This window comes from Qipengyuania pacifica, from assembly GCF_019857205.1.
Classification (GTDB): Bacteria; Pseudomonadota; Alphaproteobacteria; order Sphingomonadales; family Sphingomonadaceae; genus Qipengyuania; species Qipengyuania pacifica.
The window spans coordinates 1-20,043 of record NZ_JAHWXO010000009.1; the positions used below are offsets into that span (position 1 = coordinate 1).

Here is a 20,043-nt window from a genome sequence, read left to right on the forward strand (position 1 = left end):
GATGGCATCAAAGGCTTGAAAGGAAAACTTGAGGCAAGTGATCGAGGCTCGGCTTATCTAAAGGCGCTTCGGAAGAAGGAAGCATTTGCGAAGTTGCTCGAGGATTGGCGTTCATTTCCGTCGGCTCAGGAAATTATCGCCTATTTCTTGTCTCGCATCGATTCTTGTTTCGAGGCGCATATCGAACCTCTGCTCGGCATTGCCTCAAATGACGAGATTGATCGCGCTATCGACAGGCATTTAGTTCAACCCGTCCTCGAGGAGATGGGAACCGGGCCATTCATGCTAAATTCAACGCATGTGAACGGAATGATCTACTGGCTTGCCGAGCAATGCTACGTCAGGTGGCACCAATGATACAAATCGCCTTTGAACCTGCCTACGATCCATACCACACAGCATTTCGATTTTTGCTCCAGGGCAAATATGCAGCCGAGTCAATTCAAATCTCAAAAGCTCGTATATTTGACATATTTGTTCTCGAACCCTTTAGAATTGAGCGCATTCGAGTGCCAAACTCCATGAAACGCAGAAAGTCGCTGGCAGTAGCATGCCAGCCCCCGTTTTATGGCCAACGTCCAAGCACGCAATCACTCTTCAATCAAGCTCGCGCGATCCAGGATGCCGCCCTCCAAACAATGGCACTCAGAGGCCTCATCGCGTTAGACAAATATGAAATCGGACAACTTGAAGTGATTGGAGAGCGTGTGCCAGGCGAGATGTCTCGCTTAATTAATTTGGAGATTGAAAGACTCAGACCTGTTCTGCAATTTTTAAATGATGATTTGGGTCAATTTCCGTTCGATGGCGTAGGCGGCATAAAAGACCGTACGCAACTTGGTGAATTTAAATATGACGTCGTTTAGACCAAATCTAACCGTTAACCGACTGGTCGTTAAAAGGGAACGGCACATTGCTTACGATGCGCATTTTCACGCTGGTTTAAATGTTATCGCTGGCGAAAATAGCTCAGGCAAATCAACGGTATTGGACTTCCTCTTTTATGGCCTTGGCGGCGATCTATCGGACTGGCGAGAGGCGGCGCTGCTGTGCACAGAAGTGGTCTTGGAAGTAGAGATCAATGGCTTAAAGGCGACTTTGGCCAGAGAAATTTCGGATAAGTCAGGTCAGCCAATGAGGATTTCGTTGGCATCATTTGACGATAGCAATGCCAATTCCGACTGGTCGATCCACGCTTATAGACGGTCGGACAAGAAGGAGAGCTTCTCACAAGTCTTATTTCGACTGTTAGGTATGCCGGAGGTCACAGGCGATGCTAACAGCAGCATCACGATGAACCAGATGCTTCGCCTGCTATATGCAGACCAGTTGAGCCCTGTGGATCGCATCTTTTTGTTTCAGCCCTTCGATACCGCCCTTACCCGACAGACCGTTGGTGACCTACTGTGTGGGGCGTACGATAACTCGTTGTACCGCAGTCAACTCCGGTTGCGGGAAGCGGAGAAGTCGTTGTCGGCAGTGACCGCAGATTGGCGAAATGCCATATCAGTCTTTAGTGGTACCGAACATGACATCTCATCGGAGTGGATTGAGGCGGAGAGGCGCGAGGTCCAAACTGAGCTAGCCGCAGTTCGAAAACACGCTGCAGCGCTGGAAGAGCGCATTTTCAACGCAGAAGTCTCCGATGGACTCACTTTGGATGAGCAAAAGTCCGTTTACGAACAATTGTCGGAGACCCAGGCTCTTAAGCTTGATCTAGAGAGTAGAATCGACGCTATACAATTGGAGATGAAGGACTCCGAGGAGTTCATCAATGCACTTCAATCTAAATTGGACCAACTCCAAAATGCCGGCATAACAGCGAAATATCTTGACGGAATATCGTTTATTTACTGCCCATCTTGTTATGCGCCGATAGAGGAAGTCGGGGATCACGCTTGCACACTCTGCAAAGCACCTTTTGACAAAGATCGTGCTAGGTCACGGATTCTCGCGATCATCAATGAAACTGGATTGCAGATTAACCAGTCTCGACTCCTACAAGAGGAGCGGCAAAAAGATCTCCAAAAGCTGGATGCTGAATTACAGGTTGTTGACCGAAAATGGGCTTCTTTAAATGCTCGTTATGCTTTGCTGAACCGACTTCCTTCAACCGAATTCAGAGCAGATGCTCGCAAACTTTATGGTCGTGCGGGCTATCTCGAGCGACAGCTAGAGAACTTGAGCGAAAAGGCATCAGTGATCGAGCGCATCGAAGCCCTTTCCGACGCGAAAAAGCGACTAAATGCAGAAATCTTGGATCTAAAGCACACAATCGAAGCCGGTGAGAGGGTTCAGCGCAATCAACTATCAAGAGCGTATTCGGCAATTTCCGATAACACCGTTGCCCTCCTCAGGAGAGACCTTGATCGTCAGGATCTCTTTCAGAATGCACAGTCGGTTACATTCAGTTTTGGTGATGATCGTCTGGCCGTGAATGGCGAGAGCTTCTTTTCTGCAAGTTCTATGGTTTTTCTAAGAAACAGCTTTTTTGCCGCCTTCTTCAAGTCGTCATTGGAAGACCCGAAGTTCCGGCATCCACGAATTCTCCTGATGGACACGATAGAAGACAAAGGCATGGAACCTGAACGGAGTCATAGGTTTCAGTCACTACTGAGAGAAATCAGTGAAAACTCAAGAGTCGACCATCAGATAATTTATGCGACAGCAATGCTAGAGCCGTCCTTGCAAGAGAGCGATTTTATCGTTGATCGCTTCTATACACACGAGAATCGGACATTGAATATATTACCTTAAGGCCAAGAGAACTGTTCCCCAACCTTTGAAAACTATTTCTTTTGCCTGATCGCTTTTTGTTGGCAGGCGCGCGAAAAAAGTGTTTATATTCCTTGCCACTCTTCCCTCATCCGCAGCGTTTCAATAAACGCTTCCTGCGGAATGCTCATATTACCATAATCGCGCATCCGGGCCTTGCCCTTTTTCTGCTTCTCCAGCAGCTTCTTCTTGCGCGTGATGTCGCCGCCGTAGCATTTGGCGGTCACTTCCTTGCGCAGCGAGGCGATTGTTTCGCGGGCGATCTCCTTGCCGCCGATGGCGGCCTGGGTCGCGATTTATAAACGAACGAAGGCGTCACTAGTGGCGTTCAGCGGCCCGCTCTCGCAGGCCGCCCTCACCTCACCTCTTCTTGCGCGCCTTGCGGGCGGCGTATTTCGCGTCGCGCTTGGCTTTCAGTTCCGCTTCGGTCGGCTCCGGAATGGCGGCGGCTTCGGCGGCTGCCTCGGCAGCGGCGATCTTTTCGGCCTTGGCCTTGGCGATCGCTTCGCGGCGCGCGGCGCTCTTTTCGGCGGCGGCGGCTTCGCGCGCCAGGCGGGCCTCGCGGCGCTTGGCTTCGACCTCAGGGTCGACCGGCGGCTTGGCGGCCATTTTCTTCAGCGCCTTTTCGCGGGCCTTGTCGGCCATGGCTGCGCGTTCCTGGAAAGTGGGTTGCTTGAATGAAGGCATTAGGGATCGTGTCGTTTCTGGTTGGCCGGCAGGCTGCCGGCTGGAAAAATCGGGCTGCGCGGGGTGCGGCGATTACGCCTCGCCCGTCCGCAGCGCGGCAATGAAATCCTTCCGCGGAAGGCTCGCATTACGCCCCGCCTTGTGCGGGGACAGCTCGCCTTACCGCACGCGGGCGTGTTTGAGAATGGGGATCATTTCTCAGCCATCCGCAGCGTGGCGATGAACGCTTCGTGCAGAATGCTCGCATTACCCCCCGGCCTTCGCCGGGGCAGGCCGCCCTTCGGGCGCTCCCGCATCTTCGGAAATGAGAGACTCACTCTTCTCCCATACGCAGCGCTGCGATGAAGGCTTCCTGAGGGATCGAGACGTTTCCGTATTCCCTCATTCTGGCCTTCCCCTTCTTCTGCTTCTCCAGCAGCTTCTTCTTGCGCGTGATGTCGCCGCCGTAACATTTGGCGGTCACGTCCTTGCGCAGCGCGGCGATGGTTTCGCGGGCGATGACCTTGCCGCCGATGGCGGCCTGGATCGGGATCTTGAACAGGTGGCGCGGGATCAGGTCCTTCAGCCGCTCGCACATGCCGCGGCCGCGTTCTTCCGCCACGCTGCGGTGGACGATCAGCGACAGCGCGTCGACCGGCTCGTTGTTGACGAGGATGTTCATCTTGACGAGGTCGCCCTCGCGGCTGCCGATCTGTTCATAGTCGAAGCTGGCATAGCCGCGGCTGATCGATTTCAGCCGGTCGTAGAAATCGAACACCACTTCGTTCAGCGGTAGTTCGTAGCTCACCTGCGCGCGGCCACCGACATAGGTCAGATTGGTCTGGATGCCGCGGCGGTCCTGGCACAGCTTGAGGATCGCGCCGAGATATTCGTCGGGCGTGTAGATGACCGCCTTGATCCACGGTTCTTCCACCGTCTCGATCCGGTTGACGTCCGGCCAGTCGGCGGGATTGTGGATCTCGATGGTCTTGGCGTCCTCGTTCTTCGAATGGCCGAGGTGGACCCGGTACACGACCGACGGGGCCGTGGTGATGAGGTCGAGATCGTATTCGCGGCTGAGGCGTTCCTGGATGATTTCCAGGTGCAGCAGGCCGAGGAAGCCGGCGCGGAAGCCGAAGCCCAGCGCGGCGCTGCTTTCCATCTCGTAGCTGAAGCTCGCATCGTTCAGCCGCAGCTTGCCGATGCTCTCGCGCAGCTTCTCGAAATCGGCGGCGTCGACCGGGAACAGGCCGCAGAAGACCACGGGCTGGACTTCCTTGTAGCCTTTCAGCGCCTCGGGCGCCCCGTTCTTCACCGTGGTGATGGTGTCGCCGACGCGGGCCTGCTCCACCTCCTTGATCTGCGCGGTGATGAAGCCGATTTCGCCCGGGCCGAGTTCCGGCAGGTCGGTGCGCTTGGGGGTGAAGCAGCCGACGCGGTCGATCAGGTGCTGGGTGCCGCCCTGCATGAACCTGACCTGCTGGCCCTTCTTGATGACCCCGTCCATCACGCGCACCAGGATGACGACGCCGAGGTAGGGGTCGTACCAGCTGTCGACCAGCATGGCTTTCAGCGGTGCGTCGCGGTCGCCCGTGGGCGGCGGGATGCGCTTGACCAGCGCTTCCAGCGTTTCCTCGATGCCGATGCCGGATTTGGCGCTGGTGAGGACGGCGCCGCCTTCCTCCCACGGGCCGGTGGCCTCGATGCCGACGATTTCCTCGATCTCCTCGGCCACGCGCTGCGGTTCGGCGGCGGGCAGGTCGATCTTGTTGATGACGGGGACGATCTCGTGGTCGTGCTCGATGGACTGGTAGACATTGGCCAGCGTCTGCGCTTCCACCCCTTGCGCCGCGTCCACCACCAGCAGCGCGCCCTCGCACGCGGCCAGGCTGCGGCTGACCTCGTAGGCGAAGTCGACGTGGCCGGGCGTGTCCATGAGGTTAAGCTCATAGGTCTCGCCATCGCGCGCGGTGTAGTTGAGGCGCACGGTCTGCGCCTTGATCGTGATGCCCCGCTCCTTCTCGATGTCCATGTTATCAAGGACTTGCTCGGACATCTCCCGGTCGGTCAGCCCCCCGGTAAACTGGATCAACCGATCAGCCAACGTCGACTTGCCATGGTCGATGTGGGCTATGATGGAGAAATTGCGGATCTTGGAAAGGTCGGTCATTGCGCCGCCCCATTAGCCGCGCCGCGCCGCCCTGTCAGCAGACAAAGCTACACCTGTGCCGCTTCCTTGCGACCGGTCTGTCTCGGAGCGCTGGCCGAAAGGTTGAATTGCGCGAAGCCCGCCCCTGCCCCGCTATCCGGAGCCATGGCATATTTGCCCGGCGAAAGCGCGGCCAGCGGCACACCAGCCGTCGCGAGTTCGTAAGGGCTCACGCGGTGCCGCGTGCACAACCCGCCTGCCCCGTCATCGACCAGTTCCTGCTCGAATTCGAGGCCCTGCGTATCGTCCATCGTCCGGCGAACGGTACACACAGCCAGCTGGCCCTGCCCGAAGTCGAGTACGAACATCGTCCCAACCGGCACATCCTCGAGCCCCTGGATCATCGCCCCTGAACGCGAGAGATTGCGCAGGGTGACGTCGTAATAGTGATCCTCGTGGATCACGCCGATCTTGCGGAAGACCGTCCGGCGGGAAGCGCGCTGGGTACCGCTATCCGTGGGCGCAAGCGTCCATTCCCCATTGGCGAGCTCCTGACATACCTGTTCGTTCGAAAGCGCCTCGGAATAGACAAAGCCGCTGACCTGATCGATGCCGAGCCGCTTCAGTTCGTGCATGAGATCGAGCGCGTGGACGCCGGAGGCCGTCGTCTCCATTCCCATGGCGTCAGACAGCGCGATTACCGCCCGAACGAGATCCATATCGCCGAGATCGTTGCCCATGATCGGTTCGAAGAATTGCGCACCGATACGTAACGCGCTCAGCGGCGCCCGCCGCAGATAAGCGAGCGAGGAGAGCCCCGAACCGAACTGGTCGACGGTGAGCCGCACTCCGAGCTTGAACAGGCTCCCGAGCGCCTTGTCCAGTTTCGACGCATCCCCGAGGAGCACCTTTTCCGGAAAGCGCAATTCGAGCCGCGCGGGATCGAGATCCGTGTCCGCCAGCACCTGCTCGATACACTGGACAAAACCGTTGGCCTCGAACTGGACGGGGCTGATATGGAGTGACACCCGCAGACTATCCGGCCAGGAAAGCGCGTCTTCGCACGCACGTCGAATGGCCCATTCCCCGATCGGGACAATCAGGCGGCTGCCTTCGGCGACCGGCAGAAAGGTATCCGCTGGCACGCGGCCGCGCTCCTCGTCCGCCCAGCAGTACTGGGCTTCGAGAGAGAGCACGCGATTGTCTTCAAGCGAAACGACCGGCTGATATTCGAGCGTGAAGTGGCCGCTCTCGATGGCATCGGCCAGATCGTCTTCCATCCGTTTGCGCAGGTTCGCCTCGTGCTCGAGATCGGCTGCGTAAAAACGGAACTGGCCGCGCCCCCCGTTCTTTGAAGCATAAAGAGCCAGGTCGGCGGCGCGAGACAGTTCATCGCGTTCGATACCGTCATAAGGTGCAACCGCGATGCCTACCGAACAACCGATGATCGCTCGACCTTCTTCGACCGAATAGGGCTGCGAAAGGATCTGGATGATCTTCTTGGCAACTTCGCCAAGCTCTCCGCGGTCGTCCATATCAGGAACGAGTATCTGGAATTCGTCGCCACCAAGGCGGCCGATTTCCCCCCGTCCGCCGATGACGCTAGTGAGACGCTCTGCCACCTGCTGCAGCAACTGGTCGCCAGCAGCATGGCCGAGCGTGTCGTTGACCTGTTTGAACTTGTCGAGGTCTAGCATCATCAGGGCTGCACTGCGCTGCGCACTCTTGAAGGCATGCAGCGTGGAATCAATCCGCTGTTCCATCCGGTGGCGGTTTGCCAGACCGGTCAGGGAATCGAATTTGGCCAGACGGTTGGCTTCTTCTTCGCTTCTGAAATCCAGTGTGACGTCGACTGCGCTGCCGCGAAATCCGATAAAGTTCGTGTCATTGTCGTGCAGGGGCCTGCCCGAGAGCCGGAGGACGATGTCGTTCTGTGCATCACCGGCCTGTACGGTCAGATTTGCAAAACTCTTGCGGGTATTGAGCCTCAGCCCCAAAGATCGACCGTCGCCATCGCCGTCGACGGGTACCAGCAATTGCTGAAGGGGTTCGCCGGAAGCGCGTGCAAAATCTATACCCAGACCTTCGAGAATAGCCGGGCTAAGGTAAACGATCCGACCGTGGGCGTCGGTCGCCCAGAAGCCCAATGCGCCGCTGCGCTCGATTTCTTCGACCACGTCCAGCTTTTCGGAACGGGCGAAGGTAGCCGATAAAGAGCGAGATACATCTTCGGCCGGGGCCTCAGCCTCAGCTTTTCTTCCTCTCAAGAAATCGGAAAAGGGCATAGCCCCCATCGTCGTGCCGCCTCATGCAACAATTTGCCTCGGTACGAACGGCCTAGATAGTAATGGTTATTTTTAACCTAACGGCATATCCGAGACGATCAGATTCCGCTTCCGGGCTTCGGATTGCCGACTTCAACCTCGACGAACTTTTTTCGACCTGAGCCAAGCTGCTCCGCAACCATCATCGAGTAGGCATCCTGCGTGAGAGCGGCCAGGGGGCGCCCGGCTGCCTCGATCTGATAGGGCGACACACGATGACGGGTACAAAGGCCATCGGCGCCGTCGCTGATAAGCTGCGTTTCGAACTCGACGCCCTGCATCGACCCCTTCGAACGACGGACAGTCGCTACAGCCAACTGACCACCGCCGAGATCCAGAACGATATCGGTTCCTTGCGGGACATCCAGCAGACCTTCGATCATCGCGCCGGTCTTCGACAGGTTGCGCATCACCACCTTGTAACGGCTATCTTCGTGGATCAGACCGATCCGGCGGAAAACGCGCTTGCGGTCCGCGCGATATTTGGCGGGACCACGCGGTTCGTATTTGAGCTTGCCCTGTTCGAGGCGCTCCAGGAGTTCCTCGTGCGAAATCGCACGCGAGAAAATATGTCCCTGGATCAGCGTCGCGCCGCGTTCAGTGACCAGCGCCAGTTCGTCTTCCGCTTCGACGCCTTCTGCGACCGTGTCCATCTTCAGCGCTGCTGCAAGACCCGTGATGGCACTGAGAATAGCGGCGTTGTTGTTACCTTCTTCCGTAGCACCCCGGACGAAGCTCTGGTCGATCTTGATCTTGTCGAAAGGTGCCGTGCGCAGATAGCTCAGCGAGCTGTAACCGGTTCCGAAATCGTCCAAAGCCAGACGAACGCCCAGATCCTTCAGTTCTGCGAACATGCGTTGCGATCGATCAGCATCGCCGAGAAAAACGCTTTCGGTGATTTCGAGTTCGAGCCTGTCGGGTGAAAGCCCGCTATAGTGCAGCGCATTTTTCACCACATGCGCAAAGTCGTCATGCGAAAACTGGATCGCGGAGACATTGACTGCGACACGTAAATCGACCGGCCACTCCTTGGCCTGCCGACACACTTCCCTGAGCGCCCAGTCGCCCATCTCCTTGATGATCCCGATTTCCTCGGCCACCGGGATGAAGACGCCGGGCGATATGCTGCCCCGTTCGGGATGTTCCCACCGCATGAGAGCCTCGCAGGCCTGCACGGTGTGTGTCTTTGCGCAGATCAGTGGCTGATAGTGCATCGACAGTTCGCTATTGGTAATTGCGTCGCGAAGGTCTTCCTCGACCTGCCGACGATGCTTGGCGCCATCCTGCAGATCGCTCGAATAGAAACGATACTGGCCTCGCCCGCCCCCCTTGGCGGCGTAGAGCGCGAGATCGGTGGCCTTGACCAGTTCCTCGGTGTCGAGCCCGTCATACGGTGCAATCGCGATGCCAACTGATGTACCGATAATCGCGCGCGCGCCATTGATCGAATAAGGTTGGGAGATCATCTGGATCAGCCTTTGGCCCAATTCGCCCAGTGCACCCCGGTCATCGATGTCGGGAAGCATGATCTGGAATTCGTCACCGCCCAGTCGACCGATTTCGCCCTTGTCGCCGACAATACGGCCAAGTCTCGCTGCAACCTGCTTCAGCAATTCGTCGCCGGCTGGGTGGCCAAGCGTATCGTTGACCTGTTTGAATCGATCGAGATCGAGCATCAAAAGCGCGCAGGAGCGCTTGGAATTGCGGTACGCCGCGAGCGTTGCCGACAGCCGCTTGGTCATGCGGTGACGATTGGACAGCCCGGTCAGCGAATCATACTGCGCGAGCCGTTCGGCATCGCGTTGGCTTTCACGGCTGCGGGTGATGTCTTTCGCACTCCCGCGGTACCCGGTGAAGCGTTGGGCTTCATCGAATTGCGGCTTGCCGGCGATTTCCCACCACACTTCCTGGCCTGCAACGGCGAGCCTGACGTTCAACTGGCTGATCGAGTTTCGTGCACTGAGCAGGAAAGCGAGCGGCCGCTCGGTCCGGTTCGGATCATCATCCTGCTCGGTCATGAAGAGATCACCGAGGGGCTTTCCGATGGCCTCGCCGTCGTTCCAGCCAAGCTTGAGAGCGGCATTCTGGGAAAGATAGATCAGGCGACCCTGAGCGTCCGTAGCCCAGAACCAGCCGAGCCCGGCGGCTTCGAAACTGTCGAGAAGTTCAACCCGGCGCGCCGCATCGGATACGGCAATAGGGCAAAGCGGCGCATCCTCCAGCGCCTCGTCCTCCATTGTCTTGGCCCGCGTCGCCCGCGAGAAGAACCCACCCATCTAAAGCTTACCTCTAACTGAAAAACCCGGAAAGCGGCCCGAAAGCTCCGGGTAACTACTGCATTTACCGGCAATTTCTTTCCAAAGGCATAATCCCGCTGCTAGGCAGTTGGACGGCTTCGGCGAACTTGCCATGCGCACGGCAGACGTGCATCTAACGCACTGTCTTGCGGGAGAAGGACATGCGGCACATCGCAATCGTGGGTTCGGGTCCGGCCGGGTACTACACTGCGGAAGCGGCCGTTAAGAAATGGGGCGATGAGGCCCGCATCGATGTCTTCGACATGTTACCCGTTCCCTTCGGGCTGATCCGCACCGGTGTCGCGCCCGATCATCAGTCGATCAAGGGCGTTTCGCGACGTTACGAAAAAACCGCTATCGGCGACACCGTGCGTTTCGTCGGCAATATCGCGATCGGCCGCGATGTCTCGATAGAAGAACTGCAATCATTGTACGATGCGGTTATCCTTGCCACCGGCGCGCCGAAAGATCGCCTGCTGCGCATCGACGGGTCCGATGCCGAGAACGTCATCGGGAGTGCGGCATTTGTCGGGTGGTACAATGGCCATCCCGAATTCGCCAATCTGAACCCCGATCTTTCTGGCCGCCATGCGGTTGTCGTTGGCATGGGCAATGTTGCGCTCGACGTAGCGCGAATATTGTCCAAGACCGAAGACGAATTCGCCGGTTCGGACATCGTTACCCACGCGCTTGATGCACTGAGAAACAGCAGCCTCGAAAGCGTCACCATCCTTGGCCGCCGGGGGCCGCATCAGATCATGATGACCCCCAAGGAACTTGGGGAACTCATGCAGCTGGAGCGGGCCAGTCCGCAGGTCGAAAGCGCCGACCTGCCGCCGCTCGATGACGATGCCGTGCTTGAGCCGGGAATGCGCAAATCGGTAACTTTGCTGCGCGAATTTGCCGCCATTCCCCCGAATATTCATGGCGAGAAACCCATCGCGATCGAGTTCGATTTTTTCGCCAGCCCCAAGGCGATCGATGTGACTGACTGCAGAGCGACAGCCGTGGTGGTCGAACGGACCGTGGTCGAGGCTGGCCGTGCGATCGGCACCGGCGAAACCTACCGCATACCGGCAGATATCGTCATAACCTGCATCGGTTACGAGACGTCGCCCATCGAAGGCGTCCCGTTCGACGAACGTGCAGGCCGCTTCGCCAACGATCAGGGCCGCATCCTGCCCGGCCTATATTGCGTCGGCTGGGCCAAGCGGGGGCCTAGCGGGACAATCGGCACGAACCGCCCCGATGGCTATTCCGTCATCGATATCGTCGATGAAGACATCGGGTCGGGACACCGCAGACGGGGGCGCGAGGGATTCGACGATCTGGCGGCAGAGCGCCGGCTCGATATCGTCACCTTCCGCGACTGGCAAAAGATCGAGGAAGCGGAGATCGCCGCCGCGCGCGACGGGTCGCCACGAGAGAAATTCGTCGACATCGAAAGCATGATCGCTGCGCGCGGATTGTGAAGCCTGCTTGCCAAAACCGTAGCCGGCCCGCATGAATTGCCGAAATGCCGACACAGAGCGGCAGTCAAAAGTGGAGAGAACCGAAAACCATGGCGAAGCTCGAAGATGAAGCTGCCCAGTCGACCAGCGCGCTTGGGCCCCTTGTCGGCCTGACACGCGAAGACATTTTCGGTGCGGTCGCGGTCATGTTACGCGAAACGGCTTCGGACCCGCAGCGTCTGATGAAGCACAGCCGGACGATGGGCGAGGACATGATCAAGATCATGACCGGCAAGAGCGATCTCGCCCCCAATCCGAAGGACAAGCGCTTTCAGGACCCGGCCTGGCAATACAACCCGTTCATGCGCGCCGGAATGCAATATTACCTCGCCGTGCAGAAGGGCGCAGCGCACTGGCTCGAAGATCTTGAGCTGGACGAGCTGGAGCGTGATCGTGCGCGCTTCGTTTCGAATATCATCATCGACAGTCTTGCCCCGACCAATACGCTGATCGGCAATCCTTCCGCCCAGAAAATGGCCATCACCAGCGGCGGCCTGTCGCTGATCAAGGGGCTCAAGAACGCCTATGACGACATGGTCTACAACAAGGGCATGGTCAGCCAGGTCGACAAGAAACCCTTCAAGCTTGGCGAAAACGTCGCCACGTCCAAAGGCTCCGTAGTTCTGCGCACGGAGATGATGGAGCTGATCCAGTACACCCCGACGACGGACGAGGTTTACGAGATCCCCCAGCTCACCATCCCGCCGCAGATAAACAAGATGTACATCAACGATCTGTCGCCGGAAAAATCGGTGGTGAAATACCAGCTCGACAACGGCATCCAGACCTTCGTCATAAGCTGGAAGAACCCGACGAAGGATCAAGGCCATTGGGACATGGCCGATTACGTCAATTCCTGTCGGGAGGCGCTGGAAGCGGTCGCCAAGATCACCGGTAGCAAGAAGGTCAACGTTTCCGCCGGGTGCTCCGGCGGTCAGACCGCTACCATGCTGGCCAGCAAGATGGCGTCCGACAAGGACGATCTGCTCGGCGCGCTCACACTGATGGTCTGTGTCCTCCATCCCAAGCAGAACGATATCGAGGCCGGTTCGCTGGTCAGCGAAAACGGTCTTGCCCTCGCCAAACACCGCGCTGCGAAGAAGGGCGTCATCAAGGGGGACGACCTAGCCCGCGGCTTCGCCTGGCTGCGTCCGAACGATCTGATCTGGAACTACGTCATCAACAATTACCTGCTTGGACAGGACCCGCCAGCTTTCGATGTGCTGTTCTGGAATGCCGATGCGACCAATCTTTCGGGCGCGTTGATGGGCGATTTCCTGACGGTGTTCGAAACACTGGCCTTCACGAAAAAGGGCGAGGTCGAGATGGTCGATCACAAGATCGATCTGTCGAAGGTCACGAGCGATCTTTTCATCCTCGGCGGCGTCACCGATCATATCACACCGTGGAAGGCGACATACCGGTCGACCCAGCTGTTCGGGTCGAAGGACGTGACCTACGTTCTCAGCCATTCCGGCCACATGCAGGCCATTCTGAACCCTCCGGGCAATCCGAAGGCGAAATATTACATTCAGGGCGATGGCGAAAAGAAGCTCCCCGCGACGGCCGATGAATGGCTGAAGGGGACCGAAGAGGTCGCCGGTAGCTGGTGGCCTTACTGGATAGACTGGGTTCAGACGCGTTCCGGCAAGAAGAAGAAAGCCCCTGCCAAGCTCGGGACCAAGCAATACGCCCCCCTGGACCCCGCGCCCGGCCAGTACGTCTTGGAATCCTGCTGACAGGCAGTCTTGAAGGATCATTGAGTGACCGCATCGAAGAACGAACCCATGACCGCCACTATCGAAATGATGGAGGCTGGTGGGCGAACCCTGCGCGTGGCGACCTGGCGGCTGGACGACGACCTTGATCATCCCCCGATCCTGTTCTTCAATGGTATCGGCGCGAATATCGAAGCTGTCGCCCCGCTGGCCGAAAAGCTGACCGAACGCGCCTTCGTGATGTTCGACATGCCGGGAACGGGCGAAAGCCCCGATCCCGCGCTGCCGTATAATCCTTTCACGATGAGCTGGACGGCCAGGCAGGTTCTGGATCAGCTCGGGATCGCCGAAGTCGATGTGATGGGTGTTTCGTGGGGGGGTGCCATGGCCCAGCACTTCGCGCTTCAATATCCCAAGCGAACCCACAGACTGGTTCTGGCCGCCACGACGGCAGGGATGCTCATGGTGCCGGGCAATCCCGCCGCGCTGACCAAGATGGCCAATCCGCGCCGCTACATCGATCCCAAATATATGAACGAGCATTTCCAGACGCTCTACGGCGGCATCGATCCCGACGGCGGGGCAAACCAGAAGACCAGCCACATCGGCCGCCTCAAGCCGCCATCACCGCGGGGATATTTCTACCAGCTTATCGCCATGCTGGGATGGACCAGCCTTCCCGCCCTGCCCCTGATGAAGAAGGAAACGCTGGTGATGATGGGCGACGATGATCAGATCGTCCCACTCGTCAATGGGCGCATCCTCGCCTCTGCGATCCCCAATGCGCATTTGGAAGTCATAGCGGGCGGCGGCCATCTTTTCCTGCTGACGCATGCCGATCAGTGCATTGGCAAGCTGAGAGCATTTCTCGACGCTCCGACCACAGACGCGGAACTGGCCAGAGCCGCCTGAACAGCGGGACGGCCGGGATCATAAGGAATTGACGATGGCCACCGATCCCGCGCTTGCCGCAAATCCGCTCGCCAATCAGCCGATACGCCAGACCAGCGGTGAAGGCGGTGCGCTCGGCCGGACCGGATTTTCCTGGGCGATCTTCGAATGGGCCCGCAATCCCTATTACATCCTCATCGTCATCTACATCTTCGCGCCGTATTTCGCGCGGGACATCATCGGCGCGGATCTCCTCGCCAGCGGTACGCTTGCCGGTCTGCCGGACGATCAGGCGCTCGCAGCGGCCAATGCGCAGGGCCAGGCAACGATTGCCTCGGTAACGAAATGGGCCGGATTGATCGCCGCGTTAACCGCGCCGTTTCTGGGTGCCGCGCTGGACCGCGGGGGGCGACTGAAGCCCATTCTGGCAATCTTCCTCGGATCGATCGTCGTCTGTTCGGCCATGCTCTGGTTCGCGATGCCGGGCGGCCAGGGGTTGAGCGTAGGCGCGATCATGGTGCTGCTGGTCGTCGCCTATGTCAGCTACACCTATTCCGAGGTCACACATAATGCCATGCTCAGCGTTGCGGGCGAGCCCAAGCGGCTGGCGATGATCTCGGGTCTGGGCCTCGGTCTCGGCAATCTTGCTGCAACGCTAATCTTCCTCGCTATCGCGTTGCTTTTCGTTCTGCCCGCCGCGATCGGCTGGCCTTTTGCGATCCCGCAGTTCGGCGTCGACCTTTCGAAGTTCGAACATGCGCGGCTTGCCGGGCCGATATGTGCCGTCTGGCTTGCCGTCTTCTCCATCCCGTTTTTTCTCAATGCGCGCGATCCCGGCGTTCCGGGCGCGAGCTGGGCCAGCGCTTTCCGGGACGGCGCGGTAAGCGTCTGGCGCACTCTTCGTGCAGCGACCCACTACCGCGAACTGATGAAATTCCTCGTAGCACGCATGTTCTATGCCGATGGAATGGCTGCCCTCCTGGCGCTTGGCGCGGTCTATGTGGCACTCTTCCTCGGCTGGAATTTCCTGGAAATGCTGTGCTACGCCATTTTTGCCAGCGCCTGCGCCTTTGCCGGCGGGCTCATCGGCGGATGGCTTGAGTCAAAGGTCGGCGTCAAGCGCGCCCTCCTTGTCGAAATCATGTTGATGGTCCTCGCCGGGCTAACGCAGCTCAGCATAACCCGCGAAAGCCTGTTTCTCGGGCTGATCGAAAACAGTCAGGTCTGGGACGGCCCGGTCTTCCAGACACTTTCGGACATCGTCTACCTTTCGCTGATCAGCGTGGTCGCCATCACTGTTACGGCCAGCATTTCGTCTGGCCGCACGATGCTGGTGACGCTTGCCCCGCCGGGCCGCAGCGGCGAATTCTTCGGCCTCTACGCCATTGCCGGGACGATCACTGTATGGATGGGGCCGCTGCTGGTGGAACAGTTTACCCTTTGGTCGGGCGATCAGCGGATCGGCATGGTTTCGATCAACATTCTCTTCATCATCGGCTTCGCTACCCTGCTGACCGTCCGAATGCCGGAACGCGCTGCCTAATCATCGCTGGACAGGTCGGTTGCAATGTGGAACCTTCTTTCACCGGAGAGAGGAGCACATATCTATGCCCGCATACGATCTGATCATTCGCAACGGGACCATCGTCGATGGTACCGGACAGGACCGGTTCCACGGCGACATCGCCGTCAAGGATGGGCTGATCGTCCAGGTCGGCACTGTCAGCGGTGACGCCGTGGAAGAAATCGATGCTGGTGGGCATCTCGTCACTCCCGGCTTTGTCGATATTCACACCCACTACGATGGACAGGCTACCTGGGATCAGGAGATGGCTCCTTCCAGCTGGCACGGCGTGACTACGGTCGTCATGGGCAATTGCGGCGTTGGCTTCGCGCCGGCCAAGCCGGACAAGCACGAATGGCTCATCGGCCTCATGGAAGGGGTGGAGGATATTCCCGGCACTGCCCTTGCCGAAGGCATGGAATGGAATTGGGAAACCTTCCCGGAATATCTCGACGCGCTCGAAAAGCTGCCTCGCGCGATCGATGTCGGCACCCATGTCCCGCACGGCTCGGTGCGCGCCTATGTGCTGGGCGACCGCGAGCGTCCGGGCGCCGTTCCGACCGATGCCGAAATTGCCGAAATGGGCCGCATCGTCGAAGAAGGCGTTCGTGCCGGCGCTCTGGGCTTTTCCACGTCCCGCACCGTGCTTCACCGCGATATCGATGGCGAAGTCGTGCCCGGCACCACCGCGACAGCGGAAGAGCTGATCGAAATCGGCCGCGCCATGGGCCGCGCGGGCCACGGCGTCTTCGAAATGGCCTCCGACATGAAGCGCGATTGGGATGAATTCGGCTGGATGGGCAAGATGAGCCGCGAAACCGGTCTGCCCGTTACGTTCGCCGCGCTTCAGTCAATCGCCAAGGAATTACCGCTCGACGAACAGATCGCCAGCATGCGGGCGGAAAACGACAATGGTGCCAATATCGTCGCGCAGATCGCATTGCGGGGTAACGGCATCGTCATGGCCTGGCAGGGGACCGTTCATCCTTTCCGCCTCAAGCCAAGCTGGAAGGAAATCGAAAATCTGCCCTGGGAAGAACAGAAGGCAAAACTTCTCGATCCGGCATTCAAGGCTCGTATGCTCGGCGAACAGCATGACTTTTCCGACGTCAATCAGGACATCATCGGTCTCGTAATGGTCGTCTGCGGCGGCTGGAACATGCAGTTCGAAATGGACCCGGATTTCAACTACGAACCAACCATCGCCGAAAGCATCCTCGAACGCGCAAAGGCTGCCGGAGTCTCGGGCGACGAATATGCCTACGACCTGTTATGCCGCGATGATGGCAAGGGGTTCATCTATCTCCCCATCCTGAATTATGCCGACGGAAATCTCGATTTCCTGATGGATCTCCAGCAATCGGACGATACCGTCAATTCGCTGTCGGATGGCGGCGCCCATTGCGGAACGATCTGCGATGCAGCCTCCCCCACCTTCATGCTTCAGCATTGGGTGCGTGACCGGTCTCGCGGTACGATTGGTCTCGAAAACGCGATCAAGCGGCAGTGCAACGACACGGCCCGCCTCTATGGTCTCGAAGATCGCGGCGTCCTCGCGCCAGGATATCTCGCCGATCTCAACATTATCGACATGGATCGTATCCGGCTGGGCAAACCCTGGCTCGCTTTCGACCTGCCCGCCGGCGGCAAGCGTCTGTTGCAAAAGGCCGAAGGCTATATCGCCACGATCAAGAGCGGAAAAGTTACCTTCCGCGATGGCGAATGGACGGGCGAAACGCCCGGCGGCCTCATTCGCGGTCCGCAACGTGTGGAACTGCTGGAGGCAGCGGAATGAAGGCCATTCGCACAGGCGCGACACCTTCCACCCTCGATGCCCTTGTTTTTTGCGACGTGGACGGCCCGCCCGAACCGGCGGCCGGCGAGATAACCGTCGCCTTGAAAGCGAGTTCACTCAATTACCACGACTATGCAGTCGTCACCGGGATGATCCCGTCGCAGCAGGGGCGCATTCCCATGTCCGATGGCGCGGGCGTGGTTACGTCCGTGGGCGATGGTGTAACCGAGTTTTCCGTGGGTGATCCGGTGGTCAGCACCTTCTTTCCCGATTGGCTGGACGGTGCGCCCCCAAAAACGGGCTTCACCCGTGTTCCCGGTGACGGGATCGACGGGTATGCGCGCGAAGCGGTCACCGCGTCCGCTTCATCGTTCACGCGCGTTCCCAAGAGTTACAGCCATGTCGAAGCCGCAACGCTGACCTGCGCCGGTCTAACGGCATGGCGCGCCCTGTTCGTCGATAATTCGGTCAAGCCGGGCGATACGGTCCTTGTGCAGGGGAGCGGTGGAGTCTCGGTCTTCGCCCTTCAGTTTGCCAAGGCTGCGGGGGCAACGGTGATCGCCACCAGTTCGAGCGGAGAGAAGCTCGAACGTCTCCGCGACCTGGGTGCCGATCATCTGATCAATTATCGCGAGGTCGAGGAGTGGGGCGCAAAGGCTCACGAACTCACCGGCGGACATGGCGTGGATTGCGTTGTCGAAGTCGGTGGGGCCGGAACGCTGGGGCAATCGATGGTTGCGGCCTGCGTCGGTGGCCATGTCGCGCTTATCGGCGTCCTCGCAGGCTTTGCCGGACCGGTCCAGACCGGCCTTCTCATGGCGAAGAACCTGCGCGTGCAGGGCCTGACCGTGGGAAGCCGGCGCCACCAGCTAGACATGATCGCCGGGATCGACGCCAACGGAATCCGTCCGGAAATTTCCGACAGCTTCCCGCTGGAACGCCTGGCTGCCGCTTTCCGTCACCAGGAAAGCGGCGCCCATTTCGGCAAGATTGCGGTGGAAATCTGACCGGCGGAGGACCGCCAGCCGCGACCTACACCCGCATCGGCATCAGCACATAAAGCGCAGGCGAATTCTCGTCCTTGCGGATCAGCGTCGGTGCGCCGGCATCGGCAAGGTGGATTTCCACCGTGTCCGAATCGATCTGGTTGAGAATGTCTTTCAGATAGGTCGCATTGAAGCCGATTTCGAACCCGTCCGATGCATATTCGGCGGGCACTTCTTCGGTGGCTGTACCATTGTCGGGGCTGGTGACGGTCAGCGTCACCTTGTCCTTGTCGAGACCCATCTTGACCGCGCGGGTCTTCTCGGTCGCTATCGTCGCGACGCGGTCCACACCCTCGTGGAAACTCTTCGGATCAATTTTCAGGAGCTTGTCGTTACCCGTTGGAATAACACGCGAATAATCGGGGAACGTGCCGTCGATCAGCTTGCTGGTAAGGACCACACCGCCCTCGCCGCCCAGCGTGAAGCGCACCTTGCTGGCCGACAGGTCGATCTGGACATTGCCGTCCATCTTTTCTTCCAGCAGCTTGCGCAGTTCGGCCACGGCTTTGCGCGGCACGATGACGTCGGGCATGCCTTCTGCGCCTTCCGGACGCGACAGCGTGAAGCGTGCGAGGCGGTGACCATCGGTGGCCGCAGCTTTAAGCACCGGCTCGCTGTCGTCCGACACGTGGAAGAAAATGCCGTTGAGATAATAACGGGTCTCTTCGGTCGAGATGGCGAACCGCGTGCGGTCGATCAGTTCCGCCAGCGTCTTTGCCGGCAGTTCGAAACTGGTCGGCAAATCTCCTTCCACGATCACCGGGAAGTCGTCGCGCGGCAGCGTCGGCAGCGAAAAGCGGCTGCGTCCGGCCTTGATCGCCATGCGGTTTTCCGCGGCTTCCAGGCTGACCTGCGAACCGTCCGGCAGCTTGCGGGCGATGTCGAACAGCAAGTGCGCCGATACGGTGATCGACCCTGCGCTTTCGACGCTGGCGTCCATATGTTCGACGACCTGCAGGTCGAGGTCGGTCGCCATGACCTTAAGTGAATTGTCGCCTTCCGCCTCGATCAGGACGTTCGAGAGGATGGGGATGGTGTTACGGCGTTCTACGACCGATTGCACGTGGCTGAGGCAACGCAGCAGCGTAGCGCGTTCGATGGTGGCCTTCATGGTCCTACTTTCGTCCCTTTTGGGCACACAGAGGGCCGGAATCGCCCCCATCAGCGCCGGAATACGGATAATTACCCTAGCGGGGCGGTCATAGGGAGCAAGCCGCAAGCGGCCCGGTCCCGATTTCCTTGGGGAAAAGTGGTGGGTTTGTCGGACATGGCGTGGATTGCCCCCACGCCCACGCCCGCCAAAGCGC

Annotated in this window: 14 protein-coding genes and 1 pseudogene; 9 read left to right on the forward strand and 6 right to left on the reverse strand. The window is 59.0% G+C overall.

Going from position 1 to position 20,043, the window contains the following annotated elements; translation table 11 throughout:
• From KYK83_RS13470 to KYK83_RS13480, 3 genes are all read left to right on the forward strand, one after another.
• Positions 1-357: ABC-three component system protein (locus tag KYK83_RS13470; RefSeq protein ID WP_222828610.1), on the forward strand; the 357-nt coding region annotated here is incomplete at its 5' end.
• A complete protein-coding gene (locus KYK83_RS13475; RefSeq protein WP_222828611.1) occupies positions 354-866 on the forward strand; it encodes an ABC-three component system middle component 5 in 513 nt (170 codons plus the stop codon). The genes KYK83_RS13470 and KYK83_RS13475, both read left to right, overlap by 4 nt.
• A complete protein-coding gene (locus tag KYK83_RS13480) occupies positions 853-2,757 on the forward strand; it encodes an ATP-binding protein (protein ID WP_222828612.1) in 1,905 nt (634 codons plus the stop codon). Before KYK83_RS13475 ends, KYK83_RS13480 begins: the two co-directional genes overlap by 14 nt.
• Positions 2,758-2,840: 83 nt before the next feature.
• Here KYK83_RS13480 and KYK83_RS13485 read toward each other — a convergent pair.
• The 5 genes and pseudogenes from KYK83_RS13485 to KYK83_RS13505 form a co-directional block, all read right to left on the reverse strand.
• Positions 2,841-3,071 (reverse strand): annotated as a pseudogene (locus KYK83_RS13485) (elongation factor 4); the annotation flags it as partial.
• A gap of 64 nt (positions 3,072-3,135) precedes the next feature.
• Complete coding sequence (locus KYK83_RS13490; protein ID WP_103023665.1) at positions 3,136-3,462, reverse strand: DUF6481 family protein; 327 nt, start codon at positions 3,460-3,462, stop codon at positions 3,136-3,138.
• Between the two features lie 313 nt (positions 3,463-3,775).
• Entirely contained in the window at positions 3,776-5,611 is a 1,836-nt protein-coding gene (lepA, locus tag KYK83_RS13495) for a translation elongation factor 4 (RefSeq protein WP_222828613.1), read from the reverse strand.
• Between the two features lie 47 nt (positions 5,612-5,658).
• Entirely contained in the window at positions 5,659-7,884 is a 2,226-nt protein-coding gene (locus KYK83_RS13500) for a putative bifunctional diguanylate cyclase/phosphodiesterase (protein WP_222828614.1), read from the reverse strand.
• 89 nt (positions 7,885-7,973) lie between these two features.
• On the reverse strand, positions 7,974-10,190 hold the full coding sequence (locus KYK83_RS13505) for a putative bifunctional diguanylate cyclase/phosphodiesterase (RefSeq protein WP_248284472.1): 2,217 nt from the start codon (positions 10,188-10,190) through the stop codon (positions 7,974-7,976).
• Positions 10,191-10,372: 182 nt separating this feature from the next.
• Between KYK83_RS13505 and KYK83_RS13510 the strand changes: the two genes are divergently transcribed.
• From KYK83_RS13510 to KYK83_RS13535, 6 genes are all read left to right on the forward strand, one after another.
• Positions 10,373-11,683 carry an FAD-dependent oxidoreductase gene (locus KYK83_RS13510; RefSeq protein WP_222828615.1) on the forward strand — a complete coding sequence of 437 codons (1,311 nt, stop codon included), beginning with the start codon at positions 10,373-10,375 and terminating at the stop codon, positions 11,681-11,683.
• An 89-nt stretch (positions 11,684-11,772) separates the two neighbouring features.
• Complete coding sequence (locus KYK83_RS13515; protein ID WP_222828616.1) at positions 11,773-13,461, forward strand: PHA/PHB synthase family protein; 1,689 nt, start codon at positions 11,773-11,775, stop codon at positions 13,459-13,461.
• 24 nt (positions 13,462-13,485) lie between these two features.
• On the forward strand, positions 13,486-14,352 hold the full coding sequence (locus KYK83_RS13520; RefSeq protein WP_346729470.1) for an alpha/beta fold hydrolase: 867 nt from the start codon (positions 13,486-13,488) through the stop codon (positions 14,350-14,352).
• Positions 14,353-14,386: 34 nt separating this feature from the next.
• Positions 14,387-15,874, forward strand: coding sequence for an MFS transporter (locus tag KYK83_RS13525; RefSeq protein ID WP_222828617.1), 1,488 nt, complete (start codon positions 14,387-14,389; stop codon positions 15,872-15,874).
• A 64-nt stretch (positions 15,875-15,938) separates the two neighbouring features.
• Positions 15,939-17,690 (forward strand): N-acyl-D-amino-acid deacylase family protein, encoded by a 1,752-nt coding sequence (locus KYK83_RS13530; RefSeq protein ID WP_222828618.1) that lies wholly within the window; start codon positions 15,939-15,941, stop codon positions 17,688-17,690.
• Complete coding sequence (locus tag KYK83_RS13535; protein WP_222828619.1) at positions 17,687-18,697, forward strand: zinc-dependent alcohol dehydrogenase family protein; 1,011 nt, start codon at positions 17,687-17,689, stop codon at positions 18,695-18,697. Before KYK83_RS13530 ends, KYK83_RS13535 begins: the two co-directional genes overlap by 4 nt.
• Positions 18,698-18,722: 25 nt before the next feature.
• On the opposite strand, the gene dnaN is transcribed toward KYK83_RS13535, so the two are convergent.
• On the reverse strand, positions 18,723-19,847 hold the full coding sequence (dnaN, locus tag KYK83_RS13540) for a DNA polymerase III subunit beta (protein WP_196845979.1): 1,125 nt from the start codon (positions 19,845-19,847) through the stop codon (positions 18,723-18,725).
• Positions 19,848-20,043: the final 196 nt, after the last annotated feature.